This window comes from Streptomyces sp. NPDC005017 (assembly GCF_042873115.1).
Classification (GTDB): Bacteria; Actinomycetota; Actinomycetes; order Streptomycetales; family Streptomycetaceae; genus Streptomyces.
The window spans coordinates 23,341-41,516 of the sequence record NZ_JBIALD010000012.1; the positions used below are offsets into that span (position 1 = coordinate 23,341).

Annotated in this window: 16 protein-coding genes; 6 read left to right on the plus strand and 10 right to left on the minus strand. The window is 71.6% G+C overall.

All coding sequences use genetic code 11. From position 1 onward, the window contains the following. Window positions 1-52: 52 nt before the first annotated feature. Window positions 53-1,363: an MFS transporter gene (locus tag ACFYR0_RS19545; RefSeq protein ID WP_389329210.1), complete on the plus strand. Its 1,311-nt coding sequence runs from the start codon at window positions 53-55 to the stop codon at window positions 1,361-1,363. Between the two features lie 86 nt (window positions 1,364-1,449). Here the strand turns inward: ACFYR0_RS19545 and ACFYR0_RS19550 are convergent, their stop codons facing one another. The 7 genes from ACFYR0_RS19550 to ACFYR0_RS19580 all read right to left on the minus strand — a co-directional run bounded on the left by ACFYR0_RS19550 (window position 1,450) and on the right by ACFYR0_RS19580 (window position 10,261). Further along, complete coding sequence (locus ACFYR0_RS19550; protein ID WP_389329213.1) at window positions 1,450-2,550, minus strand: calcium:proton antiporter; 1,101 nt, start codon at window positions 2,548-2,550, stop codon at window positions 1,450-1,452. A gap of 99 nt (window positions 2,551-2,649) precedes the next feature. Beyond that, entirely contained in the window at window positions 2,650-2,949 is a 300-nt protein-coding gene (locus ACFYR0_RS19555) for a hypothetical protein (protein WP_389329216.1), read from the minus strand. Window positions 2,950-3,080: 131 nt separating this feature from the next. After that, entirely contained in the window at window positions 3,081-4,082 is a 1,002-nt protein-coding gene (locus ACFYR0_RS19560) for a TerC/Alx family metal homeostasis membrane protein (protein ID WP_389329219.1), read from the minus strand. Window positions 4,083-4,344: 262 nt separating this feature from the next. After that, a complete protein-coding gene (locus ACFYR0_RS19565; protein WP_389329222.1) occupies window positions 4,345-6,414 on the minus strand; it encodes a TerD family protein in 2,070 nt (689 codons plus the stop codon). 58 nt (window positions 6,415-6,472) lie between these two features. After that, complete coding sequence (locus ACFYR0_RS19570) at window positions 6,473-7,051, minus strand: TerD family protein (RefSeq protein WP_386386309.1); 579 nt, start codon at window positions 7,049-7,051, stop codon at window positions 6,473-6,475. A 183-nt stretch (window positions 7,052-7,234) separates the two neighbouring features. Beyond that, window positions 7,235-9,382 carry an excinuclease ABC subunit UvrB gene (uvrB, locus tag ACFYR0_RS19575; protein WP_389329226.1) on the minus strand — a complete coding sequence of 716 codons (2,148 nt, stop codon included), beginning with the start codon at window positions 9,380-9,382 and terminating at the stop codon, window positions 7,235-7,237. A 39-nt stretch (window positions 9,383-9,421) separates the two neighbouring features. Continuing rightward, window positions 9,422-10,261 carry an MHYT domain-containing protein gene (locus ACFYR0_RS19580; protein ID WP_389329230.1) on the minus strand — a complete coding sequence of 280 codons (840 nt, stop codon included), beginning with the start codon at window positions 10,259-10,261 and terminating at the stop codon, window positions 9,422-9,424. A gap of 442 nt (window positions 10,262-10,703) precedes the next feature. On the opposite strand from ACFYR0_RS19580, the gene ACFYR0_RS19585 reads away from it, so the two are divergent. From ACFYR0_RS19585 to ACFYR0_RS19595, 3 genes are all read left to right on the plus strand, one after another. Next, complete coding sequence (locus tag ACFYR0_RS19585; protein ID WP_389329233.1) at window positions 10,704-11,258, plus strand: methylated-DNA--[protein]-cysteine S-methyltransferase; 555 nt, start codon at window positions 10,704-10,706, stop codon at window positions 11,256-11,258. 93 nt (window positions 11,259-11,351) lie between these two features. After that, window positions 11,352-12,257 carry a pseudouridine-5'-phosphate glycosidase gene (locus ACFYR0_RS19590; RefSeq protein WP_389329236.1) on the plus strand — a complete coding sequence of 302 codons (906 nt, stop codon included), beginning with the start codon at window positions 11,352-11,354 and terminating at the stop codon, window positions 12,255-12,257. Then, window positions 12,254-13,186 carry a carbohydrate kinase family protein gene (locus ACFYR0_RS19595; RefSeq protein ID WP_389329239.1) on the plus strand — a complete coding sequence of 311 codons (933 nt, stop codon included), beginning with the start codon at window positions 12,254-12,256 and terminating at the stop codon, window positions 13,184-13,186. Before ACFYR0_RS19590 ends, ACFYR0_RS19595 begins: the two co-directional genes overlap by 4 nt. Before the next feature lie 213 nt (window positions 13,187-13,399). On the opposite strand, the gene ACFYR0_RS19600 is transcribed toward ACFYR0_RS19595, so the two are convergent. Next, window positions 13,400-14,332: a methyltransferase domain-containing protein gene (locus ACFYR0_RS19600; protein WP_389329242.1), complete on the minus strand. Its 933-nt coding sequence runs from the start codon at window positions 14,330-14,332 to the stop codon at window positions 13,400-13,402. 306 nt (window positions 14,333-14,638) lie between these two features. On the opposite strand from ACFYR0_RS19600, the gene corA reads away from it, so the two are divergent. Next, window positions 14,639-15,766: a magnesium/cobalt transporter CorA gene (gene corA / locus ACFYR0_RS19605; protein ID WP_389329245.1), complete on the plus strand. Its 1,128-nt coding sequence runs from the start codon at window positions 14,639-14,641 to the stop codon at window positions 15,764-15,766. Window positions 15,767-15,869: 103 nt separating this feature from the next. Here corA and ACFYR0_RS19610 read toward each other — a convergent pair whose 3' ends face one another. Beyond that, window positions 15,870-16,289 (minus strand): CBS domain-containing protein, encoded by a 420-nt coding sequence (locus ACFYR0_RS19610; protein WP_386386324.1) that lies wholly within the window; start codon window positions 16,287-16,289, stop codon window positions 15,870-15,872. Window positions 16,290-16,549: 260 nt separating this feature from the next. Beyond that, entirely contained in the window at window positions 16,550-17,182 is a 633-nt protein-coding gene (locus ACFYR0_RS19615) for a uridine kinase (protein WP_389329248.1), read from the minus strand. 111 nt (window positions 17,183-17,293) lie between these two features. On the opposite strand from ACFYR0_RS19615, the gene ACFYR0_RS19620 reads away from it, so the two are divergent. Further along, window positions 17,294-17,992, plus strand: coding sequence for a DUF2293 domain-containing protein (locus tag ACFYR0_RS19620; protein WP_389329251.1), 699 nt, complete (start codon window positions 17,294-17,296; stop codon window positions 17,990-17,992). Window positions 17,993-18,176: the final 184 nt, after the last annotated feature.

Consider the following 18,176-nt stretch of genomic DNA (forward strand, 5'->3'; position numbering starts at 1 on the left):
GCACTTCCGTGCGCCCCCGTAACCCGTCGTCACCGTGGGTAGTTGACGCGGCATGCACGACGTACGCACTGTGAGGGCGCCCAGCATGCTGCGGCTCGCCACCGCCTCGCTCGCCGGGACGGCCATCGAGTTCTACGACTTCTTCGTCTACGGCACGGCCGCGGCGCTCGTCCTCGGCCCGCTGTTCTTCCCGACCTTCTCCCCGGTCGCGGGGACGCTGGCCGCGTTCGGGACGTTCGGCGTGGGCTTCGTGGCACGGCCTCTCGGGTCGGTGCTGTTCGGGCACATCGGGGACCGGCGCGGCAGACGGCCGGTCCTCGTCGCCTCGCTGCTGCTGACCGGCGCGTCGACCGTCGCGGTCGGCTGCGTGCCGACGTACGACAGCATCGGTGTGGCCGCCCCCGTCCTGCTGCTGGTGCTGCGCTTTCTCCAGGGTCTGGGGCTCGGCGGGGAGTGGGGCGGCGCGGTGCTGCTGACGGCCGAGCACGCCCCGGCCGAGCGGCGTGGGCTGTGGTCGAGCTTCCCGCAGGTGGGCCCTGCGGTGGGTTTCGTGCTGGCCAACGGTGTGACGCTGGTGCTTGCGGCCTCGCTGTCCGAGGCGCAGTTCGCGCAGTGGGGCTGGCGGGTGCCCTTCTGGGCCGCCGGGGTGCTGGCCGTGGTGGGTCTGTGGCTGCGCTCCTCGCTCGCCGAGAGCCCCGGCTTCCTCGAGCTCGACGACCACGCGCGCGTGCCATTCGCCGAGGTGGTGCGCGGCCACTGGAGGCTCGTCCTGCTGACGGCGGGCGGTCTGGCCGTGGGGTACGCGATCTTCTACGCCGTGACGACCTGGTCCCTCGCATACGCCACCGAGCGGCTCGGTGTGAGCCGTACCGTCATGCTGGCCTGCATCATGGCCGCGGTGGTGGTGAAGGGGGCGCTGACGCCGGTGGCGGCCCTGCTGGGCGACCGGTACGGGCGGCGGCCGATGTGCCTGGCCGGCTGCTCGGCGGCCACCGTGTGGATGTTCCCGATGGTCGCGCTGCTGTCGACCGGGGAGCCGTTGCTGATGTTCGCCGGGATCCTGGGCGCGTTGCTGGCGTTCGTCACGATGTTCGCGATCGTCGCGGCGTATCTGCCGGAGCTGTACGAACCCCGGGTGCGGTGCACGGGCGCGGCGGTCGGTTACAACCTCGGCGGGGTGCTCGGCGGTGCCCTCACCCCGATCGTGGCCACGGCCCTGGCCGAGCAGGGCGGGCGGGTGCCGTGGGGCGTGGCCGCGTATCTGACGGCCGTCGCGCTGCTCAGCCTGGGCTGCTTCGCGCTGCTGCCCGAGACGCGGCCGGCGCGGGTGAAGGCGGTGCGCGCGGAGGCAGCGGCGGGCTGAGACGCCGTGGGCCGGAGCCGTCGCGCGTTTCTACGGGTGGTCCTCGGCCTACAGGCTGATCGTCGACGTAGGGGTTGATCACCGGCCTACGGGTTGACCGCCAGCTCCAGGTACGCCGCGAAGATCACCAGGTGCACGCCGCCCTGCAGCGGTGTCGCCCGGCCCGGTACGACCGTCAGCGAGCCCACCACGATGGTCAGGGTCAGCAGCACCATGTGGATGGCGCTGAGGCCGAGGACGAGCGGGCCGGACAGCCAGAGCGTGGCCAGCGCGACCGCAGGGATGGTCAGGCCGATGCTGGCCATGGCGGAGCCGAGGGCGAGGTTGAGGCTGGTCTGGACGCGGTCCCGTCGGGCGGAGCGCAGTGCGGCGATGGTCTCGGGCAGCAGCACCAGCATCGCGATGATCACGCCCACGACTGCCTGGTGCAGCCCGGCGGCCTCCACCCCGTCCTCGATGGTCGGTGACACACCCTTGGCGAGCCCGACCACTCCGACCAGGGCCAGGCCGAGCAGCCCGAGGCTGATCAGCGCGGTGCGGGAGGAGGGCGCGGAGGCGTGGTCCTCGGCAGTGATCACCTCGCCCTGGCGGGTGATCGGCAGGAAGTAGTCACGATGGCGTACGGTCTGGGTCGCCACGAACAGTCCGTAGAGGATCAGCGACGACAGCGCGGCGAAGGTCAGTTGGACGGTGGAGAACTCGGGGCCGGGTTTGCTCGTGGTGAAGGTCGGCAGCACCAGGCTGAGCGTGGCCAGCGTCGCGACGGTCGCCAGGGCGGCGCCCGTGCCCTCGGAGTTGAACACGGCGGTGCCGTGGCGCAGCGAGGACACCAGCAGACAGACGCCGACGATGCCGTTGCAGGTGATCATCACGGCGGCGAAGACGGTGTCTCTGGCCAGAGTGGCGCTCTTGTCGCCGCCGTCGGCCATCAGGGTGACGATGAGGGCCACCTCGATGATCGTCACGGCGACGGCCAGCACCAGCGAGCCGAAGGGTTCGCCGACGCGGTGGGCCACCACTTCGGCGTGGTGGACGGCCGCCAGTACGGCACCGGCCAGGACCACGGTCACCACCGCCACGACCGCGCCGGGCAGATCACGGCCCCAGGTGAAGACCAGGAGGACCACCGCGAGCACCGGCACGAGCGACGTCCAGAGAGTGACGAGCGACCGGAGCCTGGCGATCATGCGGTGATCCTCCCAGAGGTGGACGGGCCCCGCATTTCCGGCCGGATGGGGTGGCCGTCCGCGGGACGCGGCGGTGTGCGCGGCCCGCTGTGGGCGTCTTCACCCGAGGTCGCGCGCGTCCAGCAGGTCGCAGTTGACGAAGCGGCGGTTGGAGGCGAGCGCACCCATTTGTTCGGCGAGTTCGGTGGTCTCGGGGTCGTCGCTGTTGCGCATGGCCTCCTCGTACGAGTCGAACTCGACTAGGAGGTAGTGGCGGTGCGCGTTATCGCGGTCCTTCAGGAGCATCCGACGGGTCGGGCCGCCCTTCTTGTCACCCCTGTGCCGCGCGGCCTCTTCGAGCAGCTGTTCCATCTCGTCCAGGCGCTCGGTCTCGAAGTCGATGATCTGTACGAACTTCATGGGTGCCTCCAGACGGTCACGGCGTCCCCGGGTCCGGGAACACGCACGGCACCCAAACAAACACCGGGAAGGGCGCTCGGCAACGCGACACGGCTCCCTCCCGGTGCTGGTTCTTCGTACGCCTGACGCGGTCAGGCCTCGACGCTGTCCTTCGCAGCGCCTTCGTCCTCGGCGTGCGCCGCCTCGGCCGCCGCCTGCTTCCTCGTCGCCATCAGGCTGGTGACGGTGGTGACGATCAGGACGGAGCAGATCACCCCGAGCGAGACGGGGATGCTGATCTCCGGGACGTGGACGCCGGACTCGTGCAGGGCGTGCAGCACGAGTTTGACGCCGATGAAGCCCAGGATGATCGACAGGCCGTACGACAGGTGGACCAGCTTCTTCAGCAGGCCGCCGATGAGGAAGTACAGCTGCCGTAGACCCATCAGGGCGAACGCGTTGGCGGTGAAGACGATGTACGGGTCCTGCGTGAGACCGAAGATCGCGGGGATCGAGTCGAGCGCGAACAGGACGTCGGTGGTGCCGATGGCGAGCATCACGACCAGCATCGGGGTCATGACGCGCTTGCCGTTCTGCCGGATCCACAGCTTGGTGCCGTGGTAGCGGTCGGCGACACCGAACTTGCGCTCGGCCGCCTTCAGCAGCTTGCTCTCCTCGTACTCCTCGTCGTTCTCCTCGGCACGGGCCTCCTGGATGAGCTTCCAGGCCGTCCAGATGAGGAAGGCTCCGAAGAGGTAGAACACCCACGCGAAGCTGGCGATGATCGCGGCTCCGGCGGCGATGAAGATCGCGCGCAGGACCAGGGCTATGAGGACACCGACCAGCAGCACCCGCTGCTGGTACTGCGAGGGCACCGCGAACTTCGCCATGATCAGGACGAAGACGAAGAGGTTGTCGACGCTGAGCGACTTCTCGGTGATGTAGCCCGCGAAGAACTCGCCGGCCGGCTGGCCGCCGCCGAAGACCAGAAGACCGACACCGAAGAGGCCGGCCAGGACGATCCAGACGACCGTCCAGAATCCGGCTTCCTTGACGGACACGTCATGGGGTTTGCGGCCGATGAAGAAATCGACCGCGATAAGGGCCGCGAGACCCACGATTGTCAGGACCCACAGGGTCACGGAAACATCCACTGCGCCTCCGGCAGTACGTAACGGCAAACAAGTCAGTCAGCGTCGTCGCTGCCGGAGGTCTCTTCCACCCGGGAGCACCGTGCGGGCTCGGGCCGACGCCCCGGGATCTGGCCTGATCCGTATTGACGGGGTCGCCGCAGTTGGCAGGGAGTACTCCCCTCCGTGCGGAAGAGAGTACCCCAATCACCAAGGAAAGGTAAAGAGAGAGGTAAAGGGAAGGGTAAATGCGCTGCTCAGCGCGCCTTTACTCGTGCTTGGTCAATCAGCGGTTCAGGTCGCGCCGGGCCGCGGCGACCTGGGTGAGCACCTGAGGGAGGACCTGACTGCCCGGCGGCACGAGCGGGGGCTCGTAGGTCCAGCAGTGCCCCACCCAGGGGTCGGCGAGGTGGTCGTCGGCGACCGGGGTCAATCGCAGCAGCGAACGCCACAGCGGGTCCAGCAACGGGCCGTAGGCCGAGGCGTCCTCACGGTCGGCGACCATCATCAGATGGACGCCCACGGCCGGGCCCTCGTCCGCGAGATAGCGCAGCTGGTTGACGGCCCGGTCGTCGAAGCCGTGCGGGAAGTCGTTGACCATCAGCAGTTGCTGCGAGGTGTCGAACCCGGGCGGAAGCGCGTCGGACGCACCGCCGCGCACGGCCATCTGCACCAGGTCCACCCGCTGGGTCAGCCGGGCCAGCACCTCGGTGACCCCGGCGGCGCCGTGCGCGGGCGGGGTCGCCAGCACACCGGTCTGCACGAGCGGAGCGAGCGCCTGGGCGCCCGAGCCCGCGGGGTCGATGACATGGACGGTGAACTCGCCCGCCGGATGGACCGCGAGCAGCCGCGCGGCATGCGCCACGGCCGTCTCCATGCCGAGCCGCCGCCGGTCGTGGGAGTCCGTGAAGGTACCGTCCGTCGATCCCGTGCGCCCGCTGTCGATCCACAGGCCGCGCTCCAGCGGCAGCCGGACCAGCATCGGGATGCGCAGCTCGGCGCACTCGGGCAGATGGAGCTCGCCCAGGCGCACCGCCATCGGCATCTCCATCGGGACCCGATAGGCGTGCCAGACCGGGTTGTCCCAGCGGGCGTAGGGGGCCGGCAGCGCGGGCTCGACGACGTCCGCCTCGGCGGTCAGCTGTGCGACGTCCCGCTCCAGGGACTGCCGTGCCTGGTCGATCAGCTGGGCGCGCTTGGTCTGTGCGGCCTCCCGCGCGGCGTCGCCCTGCCCGCCGATCCGGGCGCGCGGGTCGGACAGCACCTGGTCGAGTTCCTTCTCCATACGGGAGTCGGCGAAGTCGACGGCGCTGCGGTAGGACGCCGCGGTGCGGGCGAGGTCCTCGAACATGCCCCACACCTGGTTGTACAGCCGCTCGTCCATCGACCAGCCGCTCGCGTCGCCCGCCACCGGCGTCGCGGGCTGCCCCGGCCGGGCCGGGGGCGCGGCCGGCGGGGGCGGCGGCGGAGCCGCGTTCCGCCTGCGGGGATGGCTGTAGTCGACGGGGCCGCCGGAGCCGGGCGCGGCGGACTGGGTGACGGAGGAGGAGTCGGCGGAGTCCGGCCCGCCGGTGAAACTGGTCGGCTGCGGGGTGTCCGGCAGCGGCGTCTGCCCCGTCTGCGGCGTGCTGGGCAGGGGCGCCTGGCCCGTCTGCGGGCTCGCGCCGCCGTACGACGCCCCGGTCTGCGGGCTCGTCCCGCCGTACGAGGAGCCGCTCTGGTCGGGGCCCACCGCGGGGGAGGCGGTCTGCCGGGAGCGGTCGGCGTCCGCGGTGCGCGGCGGGGGCGCGGCGACGGACCGGGCCATGCCCTGCGTCACGGCCTCGTTGATCCCGCTCGCGAGCTGCTGCGCCTCGGCCAGACCCTGGTCGGCGAGGAGTTCGGCGAGGCCGCCCGCGTACCCCTGGCCGATGGCGCGCACCTTCCACGCGCCCTGTCGGCGGTACAGCTCCAGGGCGACGACGGAGGACTCGGCCTCGAGGCCGGTGATGGTGTAGCTGGCGACCTCGGTGCCGTCGAGGCCGGTGACGGCGACGAAGGGGGCGGCCACGGCGCCGAAGCTGGCCGGGCCTCCGACACCCGTCGGCAGGGCGAGCAGAACACTGATCCGGTGCACGCTGTCCGGCATGGCGTCCAGGTCGACCGCCAGACGGTGGTCGGCGGCCGCCTGCCGGGAGACCTCCAGGCCCGGCAGCGTGGGCGCGCCGGGGTGGGCCACCCACTCGACGCCGTGCACGGTGCCGTGCTCGTCGCTGAGGGTGGCCCCGGCCACGATCGGCTTGCCGGCCGAGACCCGGATCTCTAGTCGGGTCTGGGAGAGCGGGTGGTTCTGCCCCCGCACCAGCTCGGCCGTCATCGCCTTCGTCCCCCTGTGTCGCTCGTGATGGTGTCGTGTTCCGCTCGCCGCGCGGGTCTTACAGAACCGGCAGGATGGCCGGCATCAGGTCCTGGAAGGTGCGGCCGTTGGCCGCCGAGCCCAGGGCCGTCATCGTCCAGCCGCCGCCGGTGCGGTGCACCTTGGCCATGATCTGGGCGGTGTAGGCGCCGCCGCCGGCGAGGGTGTAGCGGGCCAGCTCCTGGCCGTTGCTCTCGTCGACGAGACGGCAGAACGCGTTCTGCACCTCCTGGAACGTCTGGCCCGTGAAGGAGTTCACGGTGAAGACGATCTGGTCGATGTGGACCGGGACGCGCTGGAGGTCGACGAGGATGGCCTCGTCGTCGCCGCCCTGGCCGACGCCACCGACGAGGTTGTCACCGGTGTGGCGTACGGAGCCGTCGTCGCTCACCAGGTGGCGGAAGAAGACGACGTCGACCGGCTGCTTGTCGGCGAACAGGACCGCGGAGGCGTCGAGGTCGATCTCGCGGGTACGCGAGCCGAACAGGCCACGGCGGGGCGCCGCCTGCCAGCCGAGACCCATGCGCACCGCGCTCAGGCTGCCGCCGTCGTTCTTCTGCAGACTGATGGCCTGACCCTTGGTCATGTTGACGGTCACGCGCTGATTCCCCTCTCGAACTTCCCCTGTTGCCGCGAAGTACGCGGCTGACCGAAACCCTACGCACGCGCACCTGCGCTGCCGAACCCGGGACCGTACTTTGTGTCGGTCTTGCAACACAGCACGGACGCCAAGGCTGCTCGGTCGCCGACCCGAGTGACGGGCGGCGCCCCGAGGGGCCCGTCAGGCGAGGCCCGCCTCCTTCATCTGGCGCAGTTCCTTCTTCATCTCGGACACCTCGTCCCGCAGGCGTGCCGCGATCTCGAACTGGAGGTCGGCCGCGGCGGCACGCATCCGCGCGGTCAGTTCCTCGATCTGCTCGGTGAGTTCCGCGGCGGGCCGGTCCGTCGGCACGGTCTCCTTCGCCTTGCCCTTGGCGGACTTGGCCGGCTTGGTGCCCTTGGCCGCCTTGTCGCCGAGGGAGGGCACCGGCGCCTTGGTGCCCCGGCCGTCCTTCTTGGCCCGGTAGCCCGTGCCGAGCAGCTGCTCGGTGTCGACGTCCTCGCGGGCGATCTGCGCGACGATGTCGTTGATCTTCTTGCGCAGCGGCTGCGGGTCGATGCCGTTCGCCTTGTTGTAGGCGATCTGCTTCTCCCGGCGGCGGTTGGTCTCGTCGATGGCCTTCTCCATCGCCGGGGTGATCTTGTCGGCGTACATGTGGACCTGGCCGGAGACATTGCGCGCCGCGCGGCCGATGGTCTGGATCAGCGAGGTGCCCGAGCGCAGGAAGCCCTCCTTGTCGGCGTCGAGGATCGCCACCAGGGACACCTCGGGCAGGTCGAGGCCCTCGCGCAGCAGGTTGATGCCGACCAGCACGTCGTACTCGCCGCTGCGCAGCTCGCGCAGCAGCTCGACGCGGCGCAGGGTGTCGACGTCGCTGTGCAGGTAGCGCACCTGGATGCCCAGTTCCAGGAAGTAGGCGGTGAGGTCCTCGGCCATCTTCTTGGTGAGCGTGGTGACGAGGACGCGCTCGTCCTTCTCGACCCGGCCGCGGATCTCGTGCACCAGGTCGTCGATCTGCCCCTCGGTGGGCTTGACGACGACCTCGGGGTCGACCAGACCGGTCGGGCGGATGATCTGCTCGACGACACCGTCCGAGCGGGACATCTCGTAGGTGCCGGGCGTCGCCGACAGGTACACGGTCTGGTCGATGCGCTCCTGGAACTCCTCCCACTTCAGGGGGCGGTTGTCCAGGGCCGAGGGCAGCCGGAAGCCGTGCTCGACGAGGGTCCGCTTGCGTGAGGCGTCGCCCTCGTACATGGCGCCGATCTGCGGCACCGTCACATGGGACTCGTCGATGACGAGCAGGAAGTCGTCCGGGAAGTAGTCCAGCAGGGTGTTCGGCGGAGAACCCGGCTCGCGGCCGTCGAAGTGCATCGAGTAGTTCTCCACGCCGGAGCAGGTGCCGATCTGGCGGAGCATCTCGATGTCGTAGCTGGTGCGCATCCGCAGGCGCTGGGCCTCCAGGAGCTTGCCCTGTTTCTCCAGCTCGGAGAGGCGCTCGCCGAGCTCCTTCTCGATGTCGTTGACGGCCCGCTCCATGCGCTCGGGGCCGGCGACGTAGTGCGAGGCCGGGAAGACGTACAGCTGCTGGTCGTCGCTGATGATCTCGCCGGTGAGCGGGTGCAGGGTGGACAGGGCCTCGATCTCGTCGCCGAACATCTCGATGCGCACGGCGAGCTCCTCGTAGACCGGGAAGATCTCGATGGTGTCGCCGCGCACCCGGAAGGTGCCCCGGGTGAACGCCATGTCGTTGCGCGTGTACTGGATGTCCACGAAGCGGCGCAGCAGCTCGTCGCGGTCGAGCTCGTCGCCCACGCGGAGCGGGACCATGCGGTCGACGTACTCCTGGGGCGTACCGAGGCCGTAGATGCAGGACACCGAGGCGACCACCACGACGTCGCGGCGGGTGAGCAGCGAGTTGGTCGCGGAGTGCCGCAGGCGCTCGACCTCCTCGTTGATCGAGGAGTCCTTCTCGATGTAGGTGTCCGACTGCGGGACGTAGGCCTCGGGCTGGTAGTAGTCGTAGTACGAGACGAAGTATTCGACCGCGTTGTTCGGGAGCAGCTCGCGGAACTCGTTCGCCAGCTGGGCGGCCAGCGTCTTGTTCGGCGCCATCACCAGGGTGGGGCGCTGGAGCTTCTCGATCATCCACGCGGTGGTGGCGGACTTGCCGGTGCCGGTCGCGCCCAGCAGGACGACGTCCTTCTCACCGGCCTCGATGCGCTTGGCCAGGTCGGCGATGGCCGTCGGCTGGTCGCCGTTGGGCTGGTAGGGGCTGACGACCTCAATGGGCGCCACCGTGCGTTCGATGTGGGAAACGGGCCGCATGGGATCCACCGTACGACCCGCCACTGACAACGGGGCCGGCTACCGGTTCTGCGGGGCCCGTGCGCCCCGGGTGAGGCGGCGCGCGGAGGCGGGTACGGCGGGGGCGTGGGCGGGCACGCCGGGCTTCGGTTCCGCGCGGGGCCGGTCCGGTCTGCCGGTGACGATCAGGGGGTCGAACAGCACGACGACTCCGGCGAGGCCCAGGAAGGCCAGGGGGCCGATCAGCATCGGGGCGAGCAGGGCGGCGGGCGAGTCGCCGGCGGACGGGTCGGCCGTTCCGTGCAGGTGGACGCTGAGCGAGGCCATGCCCGTGTAGTGCATGCCGCTGACGGCCAGGCCCATGACGAGGCTCGCGCCGACGCTCCAGGCGAAACCGCGCACCTGTCCCGCGGCCCACAGGGCGGCGGTGGCGGCGGCCATGGCGATCACGACCGACGCGGCGACGGTGAGGGTGTTGTACTGGAGCTTTCCGTCGAGGCGCAGTCCGGCCATCCCCAGGTAGTGCATGGAGGCGACGCCGAGCCCTGTGATCGTGCCGCCGGTGAACAGGGCCGCGCCGCGGGCGCCCTTGTAGCCGACGATGAAGATCCCGACCCCCACCATGACGATGGCGACGCCGAGGCTGGCGTACGTGGTGGGCCGGTCGTAGTGGACCGGGACCTCGTCGACGGTGAAGCCCATCATGGCGATGAAGTGCATCGTCCATATGCCGGAGCCGATGGCGGCGGAGCCCAGGGCGAGCCATCCGGGGCGCCAGGACTCGACCAGCATCGATCTTGTGGTGCAGCGCAGACCGAGGGCACCGCCGAGGCAGGCCATCAGATAGGCCACCACCGGGGTGACCAGCCCGTAGCTGAATCCGTCGACCGTGCCCTGCATGCGCGGTTGCCCTTCCGCCCTGTGCGTCCCGCAACGCCCTGATACCGCCCCTCCCGAAACCGCTCGGGCGGTCAGGGTCGAGTGCAGAGAGTATGACCTCCACCGGAACGCTCGAACGATTTTCCGGTAAAGAAACACGAGCTCGCCCCACTTGTGCGGCCCCGGTGAGCGACCGGAGACGCCCCCTTTGCCATCAGCGCCCGTCGCGCTCGCCCGTCGGTGGCCCTGCGCTGTCACACGCGCCCCGTCCGCGACCGCGAGGAGTGCCGCCCGGCGCGGGCGGCACCGGCGGCAGCACGGACCGGCCGCCGGCGTGCCCGATACGGCCCGCCTGCCCGATGCCACCGACCTGCCCGCTGCCGCCGGCCTCCTGTCCGGTGCCGCCGGCCGCCAGAACGCCTGATCACCGGACGTTGTCAGTGGCGGGCCGTACGGTGGTCGCATGAACAGCCATGGGCAGGGCGAGCAGCAGGTCGTGTGGGCCGTCGTCGGCACCGACATCGGTCCGCTGCTCCTCGCGGCGACCCGCGAGGGCCTGGTCAACGTCGTCTTCCACGCCACCGATCCGGTGCGTGACAGGGCGCTGGAGCGGCTGAGATCGCGCCTGGGCACCGACCCGGTGGAGGACGCCGGTTCCCCGCTGCTGACCGAGGCGATATCCCAGGTCGAGGCCTACTTCTCCGGTCGGCGCCACGGTTTCGAGCTGCCGTTGGACTGGTCGCTGATCTCCGGCTTCAACCGGCAGGTGCTGCGCGAGCTGGCCGCCGGTGTCCCGTACGGGGCGGTCGTCGGCTACGGCGACCTCGCCCGGCGCGTCGGCCAGCCGGGCGCGGCGCAGGCCGTGGGGGTCGCGATGGGGTCCAACCCGCTGCCGGTGGTGGTGCCCTGCCACCGGGTCGTGGAGAGCGACGGCGGCATCGGCGGGTTCGGCGGGGGCCTGGAGACGAAACGCAAGCTGCTCGCCCTGGAGGGTGTGCTGCCCGAGCCGCTGTTCTGAGGCGGACGGCCCGAGCCTCTTGATCGTGAGGGTTTGACCGGCAGCGCCGCCCGCCAGAGATGAGGGGAGACCCGACAGACAGGAGGCAGGCGCGTGCTGGTGGTGTCCGAAGAGGTGCGGGAAGCGGTCGAGACGCGTCGCCCGGTGGTGGCTCTGGAATCCACGATCATCGCGCACGGGCTGCCGCGCCCGCGCAATCTCGAGGTGGCGCTGGAGCTGGAGGCCGCCGTCCGGCGCGAGGGAGCCGTACCGGCGACGATCGCGGTCCTGGACGGCCGGCCCCTGGTCGGCCTGGACAAGCAGCAGTTGGAACGCGTCGCGAACGAGGACGGCATCCGCAAGCTGGGCCAGCGCGACCTGCCGCTGGCCGTGGCGTCCGGGGCGAGCGGCGCGACGACCGTGTCGGCGACCTCGGCGCTGGCGGCCCTGGCCGGGGTGCGGGTGTTCGCGACGGGCGGGCTCGGCGGTGTGCACCGGGAGTGGACGGTGACTCAGGACGAGTCGGCCGACCTGGGCCTGCTGGCGCGTACCCGGATCACGGTGGTGTGCGCGGGGGTGAAGTCGATCCTGGACGTGCCGGCGACCTTGCAGCGGCTGGAGACGCTCGGCGTCGCCGTGGCCGGATACGGCACGGACCGCTTCCCCGGCTTCTATCTGTCCGACTCGGGACATCCGGTGGAGTGGCGGCTGGACAGTCCCGGGCAGGTCGCGGGGGTGATGCGGGCGCAGGACGCGCTCGGCGCGGCCGAGTCGGCGCTGATCGTCGCCAACCCGGTGCCGGAGGCGGAGCAGCTCGACCCGGAGCTGCACGCGCGGGTGCTCGCCGACGCCTTGCGTGCGTGCGAGGCGGAGGGGATCAGCGGCCAGGCGGTCACCCCGTTCCTGCTCGACCATCTCGTCCGGCACACCGACGGCGCCTCGCTGAGCGCCAATCTCGCGGCGGTGCGCGGCAATGTGCGTCTGGCCGCGCGGATCGCGGCGGCCTGGGCCGGGGAGTGACCGGGGCCCTGGGCGGGGCGCTGCTGGTGGCGGGGGACGTGATCACGGACGTCGTCGCCCGGCATCGCGGCCCGCTCGACGCGGGCACCGACACGGCGGCGGCGATCAGCCTGGTGCCGGGCGGCGCGGGCGCCAACGTGGCCTGCTGGGCCGCGCACCGGGGGTGCCCGGACGTGCGGATGCTGGGGCGGGTCGGCGCGGACTCCGCGGCCTGGCACGAGGGGGAGCTGGAGGCCTACGGCGTACGGCCGCTCCTCGTCGTCGATCCGACGGAGCCGACCGGGACCGTGGTGTGCCTGGTGGACGCCGAGGCGTCCGCGGAGCGCACGTTCCTCACCGACAGCGGCGCCTCCCTGCGGCTCGGTCCCGAGGACTGGCGGGACTCGCTGCTGGACGGTGTCGCGTGGCTGCATCTGTCGGGGTACCTGCTGTTCTCCGAGCCGAGCCGGGCCCTCGTGACCAGGGCGGTCGGGGCGGCCCGCGCGCGTGGGGTGCCGGTGAGCCTCGATCCGGCCTCGTCGGGGTTTCTGAAGGGCCTGGGCGTGGACCGTTTCCTCGCCCTCGTCGAGGGAGTGGACGTCCTGCTGCCCAGCCGGGACGAGGCGTGCCTGCTGACCGGTCTGGCGGACGCCCGGGACGCTGCGGCCGAGCTGAGCCGCAGCGTCCCGCTGGTCGTCGCCAAACAGGGCGCGGCCGGTGCGGTGGTGGCGCGGTCGGGCGTCGTACGCGCCCGCGTTCCCGCCGTACCCGCGACGCCTCGCGACACCACCGGCGCGGGCGACGCCTTCACCGGTGGGTTCCTCGCCGCGCTGCTCAGGGGCGCCGAGCCCGAGGAGGCCGCGGCGGAGGGGGCACGGGCGGGGGCTGCGGCGGTAGAGCGGATAGGGGGCCGGCCGCCCGGGCGTACGGGGACCGAGGGGCGGGAGTAGGCCGGGCCGGCTCCGGGGCCGGGCCGTGCGGTGCCCGGCGTGGGTCCGGTGTGTCAGGCAGACCGGACCGGCACGGAGGTGTGGTGGTCGGCGTCGGTCGGGGTGCGGGCGGGCCCGCCGTGCGCGGATGGGGCGCGGGTACGTGGTCGCCGTAGTGTGCGCCGCCGCCACGGTCCGCCCGCCGAGGGTGGGGGAGCGGGTCTGCCGGGTCGGCTATGCCTTGCGGCCCCAGGCCGAGATGAGCGTGGGTGCGGCCAGATCCATCTCGCCGGTGGAGATGTGGGACAGATGGCGGTCGATGTCGGCGTCGGTGGCGAGGTTCAGGGCCACGAGCCGGCCGCGGACCTGACGGATCGTCGCCGATTCGAGTGCCGCGCAGGCCGGCGAGGTGACGGGGAAACTGGCGTCGGCCTCCACCTGGCGCAGGCCGGCCTCGCGCAGCAGACGCGGCAGGGTGCGGCCGTGGGCGAGGTCGACCCCGTGGTGGGCCAGCAGGGAACGCACGCCCTGCCGCAGCCGGTTCGCCAACTGCTGCTCCGGGCCGGACTCGTCGGGGCACAGCAGCGGTTGCAGGGTGGCGTCGGTGTCCTCCACCAGCAGGCGTCCGCCGGGCCGCAGCGCTTCGACCATGGAACGCAACGCACGTTCCCGATCGGGCACCCGGCCGAGCACGAGCCGGGCGTGGATCAGGTCGAACCTCTCCCCCGGCGGCTCCTGCGCGGCCACGTCGTGCACCCGCAGCTCGACCGGCGGCCGGGCCGGGGAGTCGGACCAGGAGAGGTCGGTGGCGGTCGCCATGACCTTGCCGGTGGGGCCGACCTTCTTGGCGAGCCACGAGACGACGCTCGGGCCGGACGCGCCGCTCTCCCAGCAGCGCCAGCCGGGACCGACGCCGAACCCTTCGAAGTGCCGGAACGTCACGGGGTCGAACAGAGCGGCGAAGGCCGCGCGCCACTCCGCCACCTCGGCCCGTCGGCGCGCGAGCTCGTCCCGCCGGGGGTCGGGGTCGGTCGCACGCGGCTCCTGGGAGTCGCGCGGGGCGAGGTGACCGAGAAGTTCGGCCGGCTGCTCGGGCTGGGGGGCGGGTTGTGGGCGGTGGTCGCGATGACCGAGGCCGTCGAGCAGATGTCCATCGGTTTGCGTCATGCCACGATCATCCCAGTTGTCCGGGTTGTCGGACTGTGGCGACGCTCGGGGAGGGCCGGATGTCCACCACCGCGTCCGCATGCCGGCCTCCGGCAGCGATGCGTCCGGCACGAACAGGACCATGCGGGGTACACGCCCGTTGCCCCTCCCCCACCGGCCCCTTCCCCTCCTCACCCGTCGTCCACAGGTGGGAACCAAGCGGAATCCGTGCTACCCACAGCCTCACCCGCTCCCGGTTGCTTCCTGGCAAACTGGCGCGACAAGGCGCGGGAAGGCGGCGCAGGAAGAACCACGCAAGGAGCCCCGATGTCCATGGCAGGGAATCTGCGGAAGGTCACGAGCCTCGGCACGGTCGACGGTCTCCGCAGAGTGGCGCGTCTGGCCCGACGGCGGCGCCGGGTCGACCTGAGCCATCCCGCACGGTCGCCCCTGGGCTCCTCCGTGGTCAACTGCATCGCCTACGACAACGGCACCCGGGTCACCCTCGAAGGCGACCTGGCCGACATCGTGAAACGCCTGCGCAAGAGCAGCGACGGCTTCGTGTGGCTGGGGCTGCACGAGCCGACGGACCATGAGTTCGCGGGCGTGGCAGAGCTGTTCGACCTGCATCCGCTGGCCGTCGAGGACGCGATCGAGGCGCATCAGCGGCCGAAGGTCGAGCGGTACGGCGACACACTGTTCGCCGTGTTCAAGACGGTCTGCTACGTGGAGCACGAGGAGTTGACCGCCACGAGCGAGGTGGTCGACACCGGCGAGATCATGGTCTTCGTCGGCTCCGACTTCGTCGTCACGGTGCGGCACGGCCGGCACGGCTCGCTCGGACCGCTGCGCGAGGAGCTGGAGTCCAGCCCCTCCCAACTGGCCAAGGGCCCGTCCGCCGTACTGCACGCGGTGGCGGACCATGTGGTCGACGAATACCTCAACGTCATCGAGGCGGTGCAACTGGACATCGACCAGGTGGAGACGGACGTCTTCGCGGAGAACGGCGCGCGTGCCGACCCCGGCCGCATCTACCAGCTCAAGCGGGAACTGCTCGAGCTGAAGCGGGCCGTGGTCCCCCTGGGCCGTCCGCTGCTGGACCTCGCCGACCGGCCGATGCGAGCGGTCGACCCGGAGATACAGGCCTACTTCCGGGACGTCTCCGACCACCTCATACGGGCGACGGAGCAGATCGCGGCGTTCGACGAACTGCTCAACTCGATCCTCCAGGCGCATCTCGCGCAGGTGACGGTCGCGCAGAACGAGGACATGCGCAAGATCACGGCGTGGGCGGCCATCGTCGCCGTACCGACGATGGTCTGCGGGGTGTACGGCATGAACTTCGACCACATGCCGGAGCTCCACTGGCGCTACGGCTACGGCATGGTCCTCGGCGTCATAGCCGTGGCCTGTACGGCGCTCTACCGCGGCTTCCGGCGCAACGGCTGGCTCTGAGCGCGGCGACCGCGCTCCGGCGCGGAGCCACGCGCAAGGTCGCCCCGCCCGGTACGAAGGACCGGACGGGGCGGGGTGGTGCGAGTCGGGTGCGGGCGGCCGGTCAGGCCTGGGCGTAGACCCGTTCCACCCAGGTCGCGATCTGGTCGTCCGACAGATGCCGGGCGAGGTCGGCTTCGCTGATCATGCCGACGAGACGCTTGTTCTCGATGACGGGGAGCCTGCGGATCTGGTGGTCCTGCATCTCCCGGATCACGTCGCCGAGGTCGGCACCCGCGTCGATCCAGCGGGGCGTGCCGTGGGCCATCTCACCGGCGGTCACCTTCGCCGGGTCACGCCCCATGGCGACACAGCCGACGACGATGTCGCGGTCGGTGAGGATGCCGCAGAGCCGGTCGTTCTGGTCGCCGATGGGCAGGGCTCCGACGTTGAGCTCGCGCATCAGCTGCGCGGCGCGGTCGAGGGTCTCGTGAGCGGGGATCCACTGTGCACCGCGGTGCATGATGTCTCCGGCGGTGGTCATGAACGTACCTCCCGGGGCCGGACGGCCGGAGCGGCGCCGGACGCGCCGCTAGTCCCGGCGCCCTTCATTCTCTCCGCGCCGTCGGACGCCCGCACCCGGAGCCTGTGGCGCCCCGCCCCGCCAGGGCCGGGACCAGCACCGGAACCGGCCTGGACACCGGCTATGGCTCCGGCGGCGGCAGTACAGCGGCGCCGCTGGCGGCGGGTGTAGGCAGCCTTGATCGACCGGACGCGGTCGGCGTGAGCCGCCGTCGCGCGCCGTCAGCCGTTCCACGCCGGACGGCGTGGGTCGTCGGCCCGCACTACGACGTCCGCGACGCCGGCCGGGTCGGTCTCGTGGGTGTAGCGCTCGAAGGCGGGGAGCGTCCAGCGGTCGACGTCGGGGGTGCGGCGGTCCAGGGCGCCGGAGGAGAGGAGGACGTGGACGGTCAGATCGAAGGGGAACCAGTTCTTCAGAAGGAGGGGTCCGTGGAGCAGCAGCGCCGCGCCCTGCGGGAGTCGGACGTAGGGCGTGCGGGTCGCGCGGTCGGTGACCGGGTCCCACAGGTCGGGCAGGACGCGCCCGTCACCGCCCGGTTCGAGGGGGCCGAACACCTCGCGCCAGAGGGCACTGGTGTCGAGCCAGCCGCCGTAATAGGCCTCCAGGTCCTGGTGGCCGTACTCCAGCCGGACAGACGCGGGGCGCAGGAAGCCCTCAGCGCCCACGAGGAGCGAGGGGCGACCGCGCAGGCGCAGGGCGTCCGACACGCGCTCGGCCAGGTCTCCGGGCCGCGCGGCGGGGGCGCCGTCGAAGGCGACGCGCGGCCAGGGGCTGCCGTCGGCCGGTTCGAGGCCGAGCAGACGGTCGGCGAGGGCGTCGGCTAGCCGCTCCCAGGTGATCGCTTCGAGTCGCACACGGCCATGATGCCGCGCGCCCGGACCGGCCGGGGAACGGGTGGGGGCGCCTCACGGGGAAGGTCCTGACCATGGAGTGGATCGAAGGGGGTCGAGGGGCATGAAGCGGGTATGGGCGTTCCCACAACTCACGCGCGCGGGGCCGGACTTCTCGTCGTCCAGTCCCCGAAGAGGAAGCGCTGCTCGGTGTGCCGTGGTGGGCCGCTGTCCCTGCTCGTGCTGGAGCAGGGGGCGCCCCGCTGTCTCGACTGCTGCGACCTCGGGCACCTGGTGTTCCTGCCTCGGGGCGACACCGCGCTGACGCGCAGGGCGCGGGAGGAGAGCGGGCTGTCCGCGGTGGTGGTGCGGTTCAACCGGCGCCGGAGCCGGTACGAGCGGCAGGGCGTCATGGTCGAGGAGGAGGCGCTCGCACGGGCCGAGGCCAGGTGCCTCGAGGACGCGGAGGCACGGCGTCGGCGCAGGGCGAGGGAGGCGCGCCGGAGGGCGGCCGAGGACGCGCGCTTCGCGGAGGCGTTCGCCAGGGCGATATCGCGGCTCTTCCCGGGCTGCCCCGAGGAGCGCGCCCGCGAGATCGCCGGGCATGCCTCGGTGCGTGGCAGCGGGCGCGTGGGACGCAGTGCCGCCGGGCGGGCGTTGACCGAGAGCGCGGTGACCTCGGCGGTCGTGGCCTCGGTGCGGCATGTGGACACACCGTACGACCAGTTGCTGATGAACGGCGTGCCGCGGCACGAGGCACGCCGGCGGATCACGCCGGCCGTGGCGACGGTGTTGCGCCGGTGGCAGGAGGCGGGCATCGACGACGCGGTGTGAGAAGGAGAGGCCCGGTCCATACGGGCGGGCTCGGTCGTCGCTCGCCCGGGCGGACGAGGGCGAGAGAGGGTGTCGAGCCCGGACGAAGAGCGCCGCTGGACGCTCGCGTATGCCGTCGCGTCCCTCGCCCATGGCTCGCGGGGCCTTCACGGCATTGACTGAGGGTGACGGCAGGCACGACGGC

Coding starts and splice junctions, on each gene's coding strand:
- ACFYR0_RS19545 (WP_389329210.1), top strand. CDS start 53: ATGCACGACGTACGCACTGTGAGGGCGCCCAGCATGCTGCGGCTCGCC.
- ACFYR0_RS19550 (WP_389329213.1), bottom strand. CDS start 2,550: ATGATCGCCAGGCTCCGGTCGCTCGTCACTCTCTGGACGTCGCTCGTG.
- ACFYR0_RS19555 (WP_389329216.1), bottom strand. CDS start 2,949: ATGAAGTTCGTACAGATCATCGACTTCGAGACCGAGCGCCTGGACGAG.
- ACFYR0_RS19565 (WP_389329222.1), bottom strand. CDS start 6,414: ATGACGGCCGAGCTGGTGCGGGGGCAGAACCACCCGCTCTCCCAGACC.
- uvrB (WP_389329226.1), bottom strand. CDS start 9,382: ATGCGGCCCGTTTCCCACATCGAACGCACGGTGGCGCCCATTGAGGTC.
- ACFYR0_RS19580 (WP_389329230.1), bottom strand. CDS start 10,261: ATGCAGGGCACGGTCGACGGATTCAGCTACGGGCTGGTCACCCCGGTG.
- ACFYR0_RS19585 (WP_389329233.1), top strand. CDS start 10,704: ATGAACAGCCATGGGCAGGGCGAGCAGCAGGTCGTGTGGGCCGTCGTC.
- ACFYR0_RS19600 (WP_389329242.1), bottom strand. CDS start 14,332: ATGACGCAAACCGATGGACATCTGCTCGACGGCCTCGGTCATCGCGAC.
- corA (WP_389329245.1), top strand. CDS start 14,639: ATGTCCATGGCAGGGAATCTGCGGAAGGTCACGAGCCTCGGCACGGTC.
- ACFYR0_RS19610 (WP_386386324.1), bottom strand. CDS start 16,289: ATGACCACCGCCGGAGACATCATGCACCGCGGTGCACAGTGGATCCCC.
- ACFYR0_RS19620 (WP_389329251.1), top strand. CDS start 17,294: ATGGGCGTTCCCACAACTCACGCGCGCGGGGCCGGACTTCTCGTCGTC.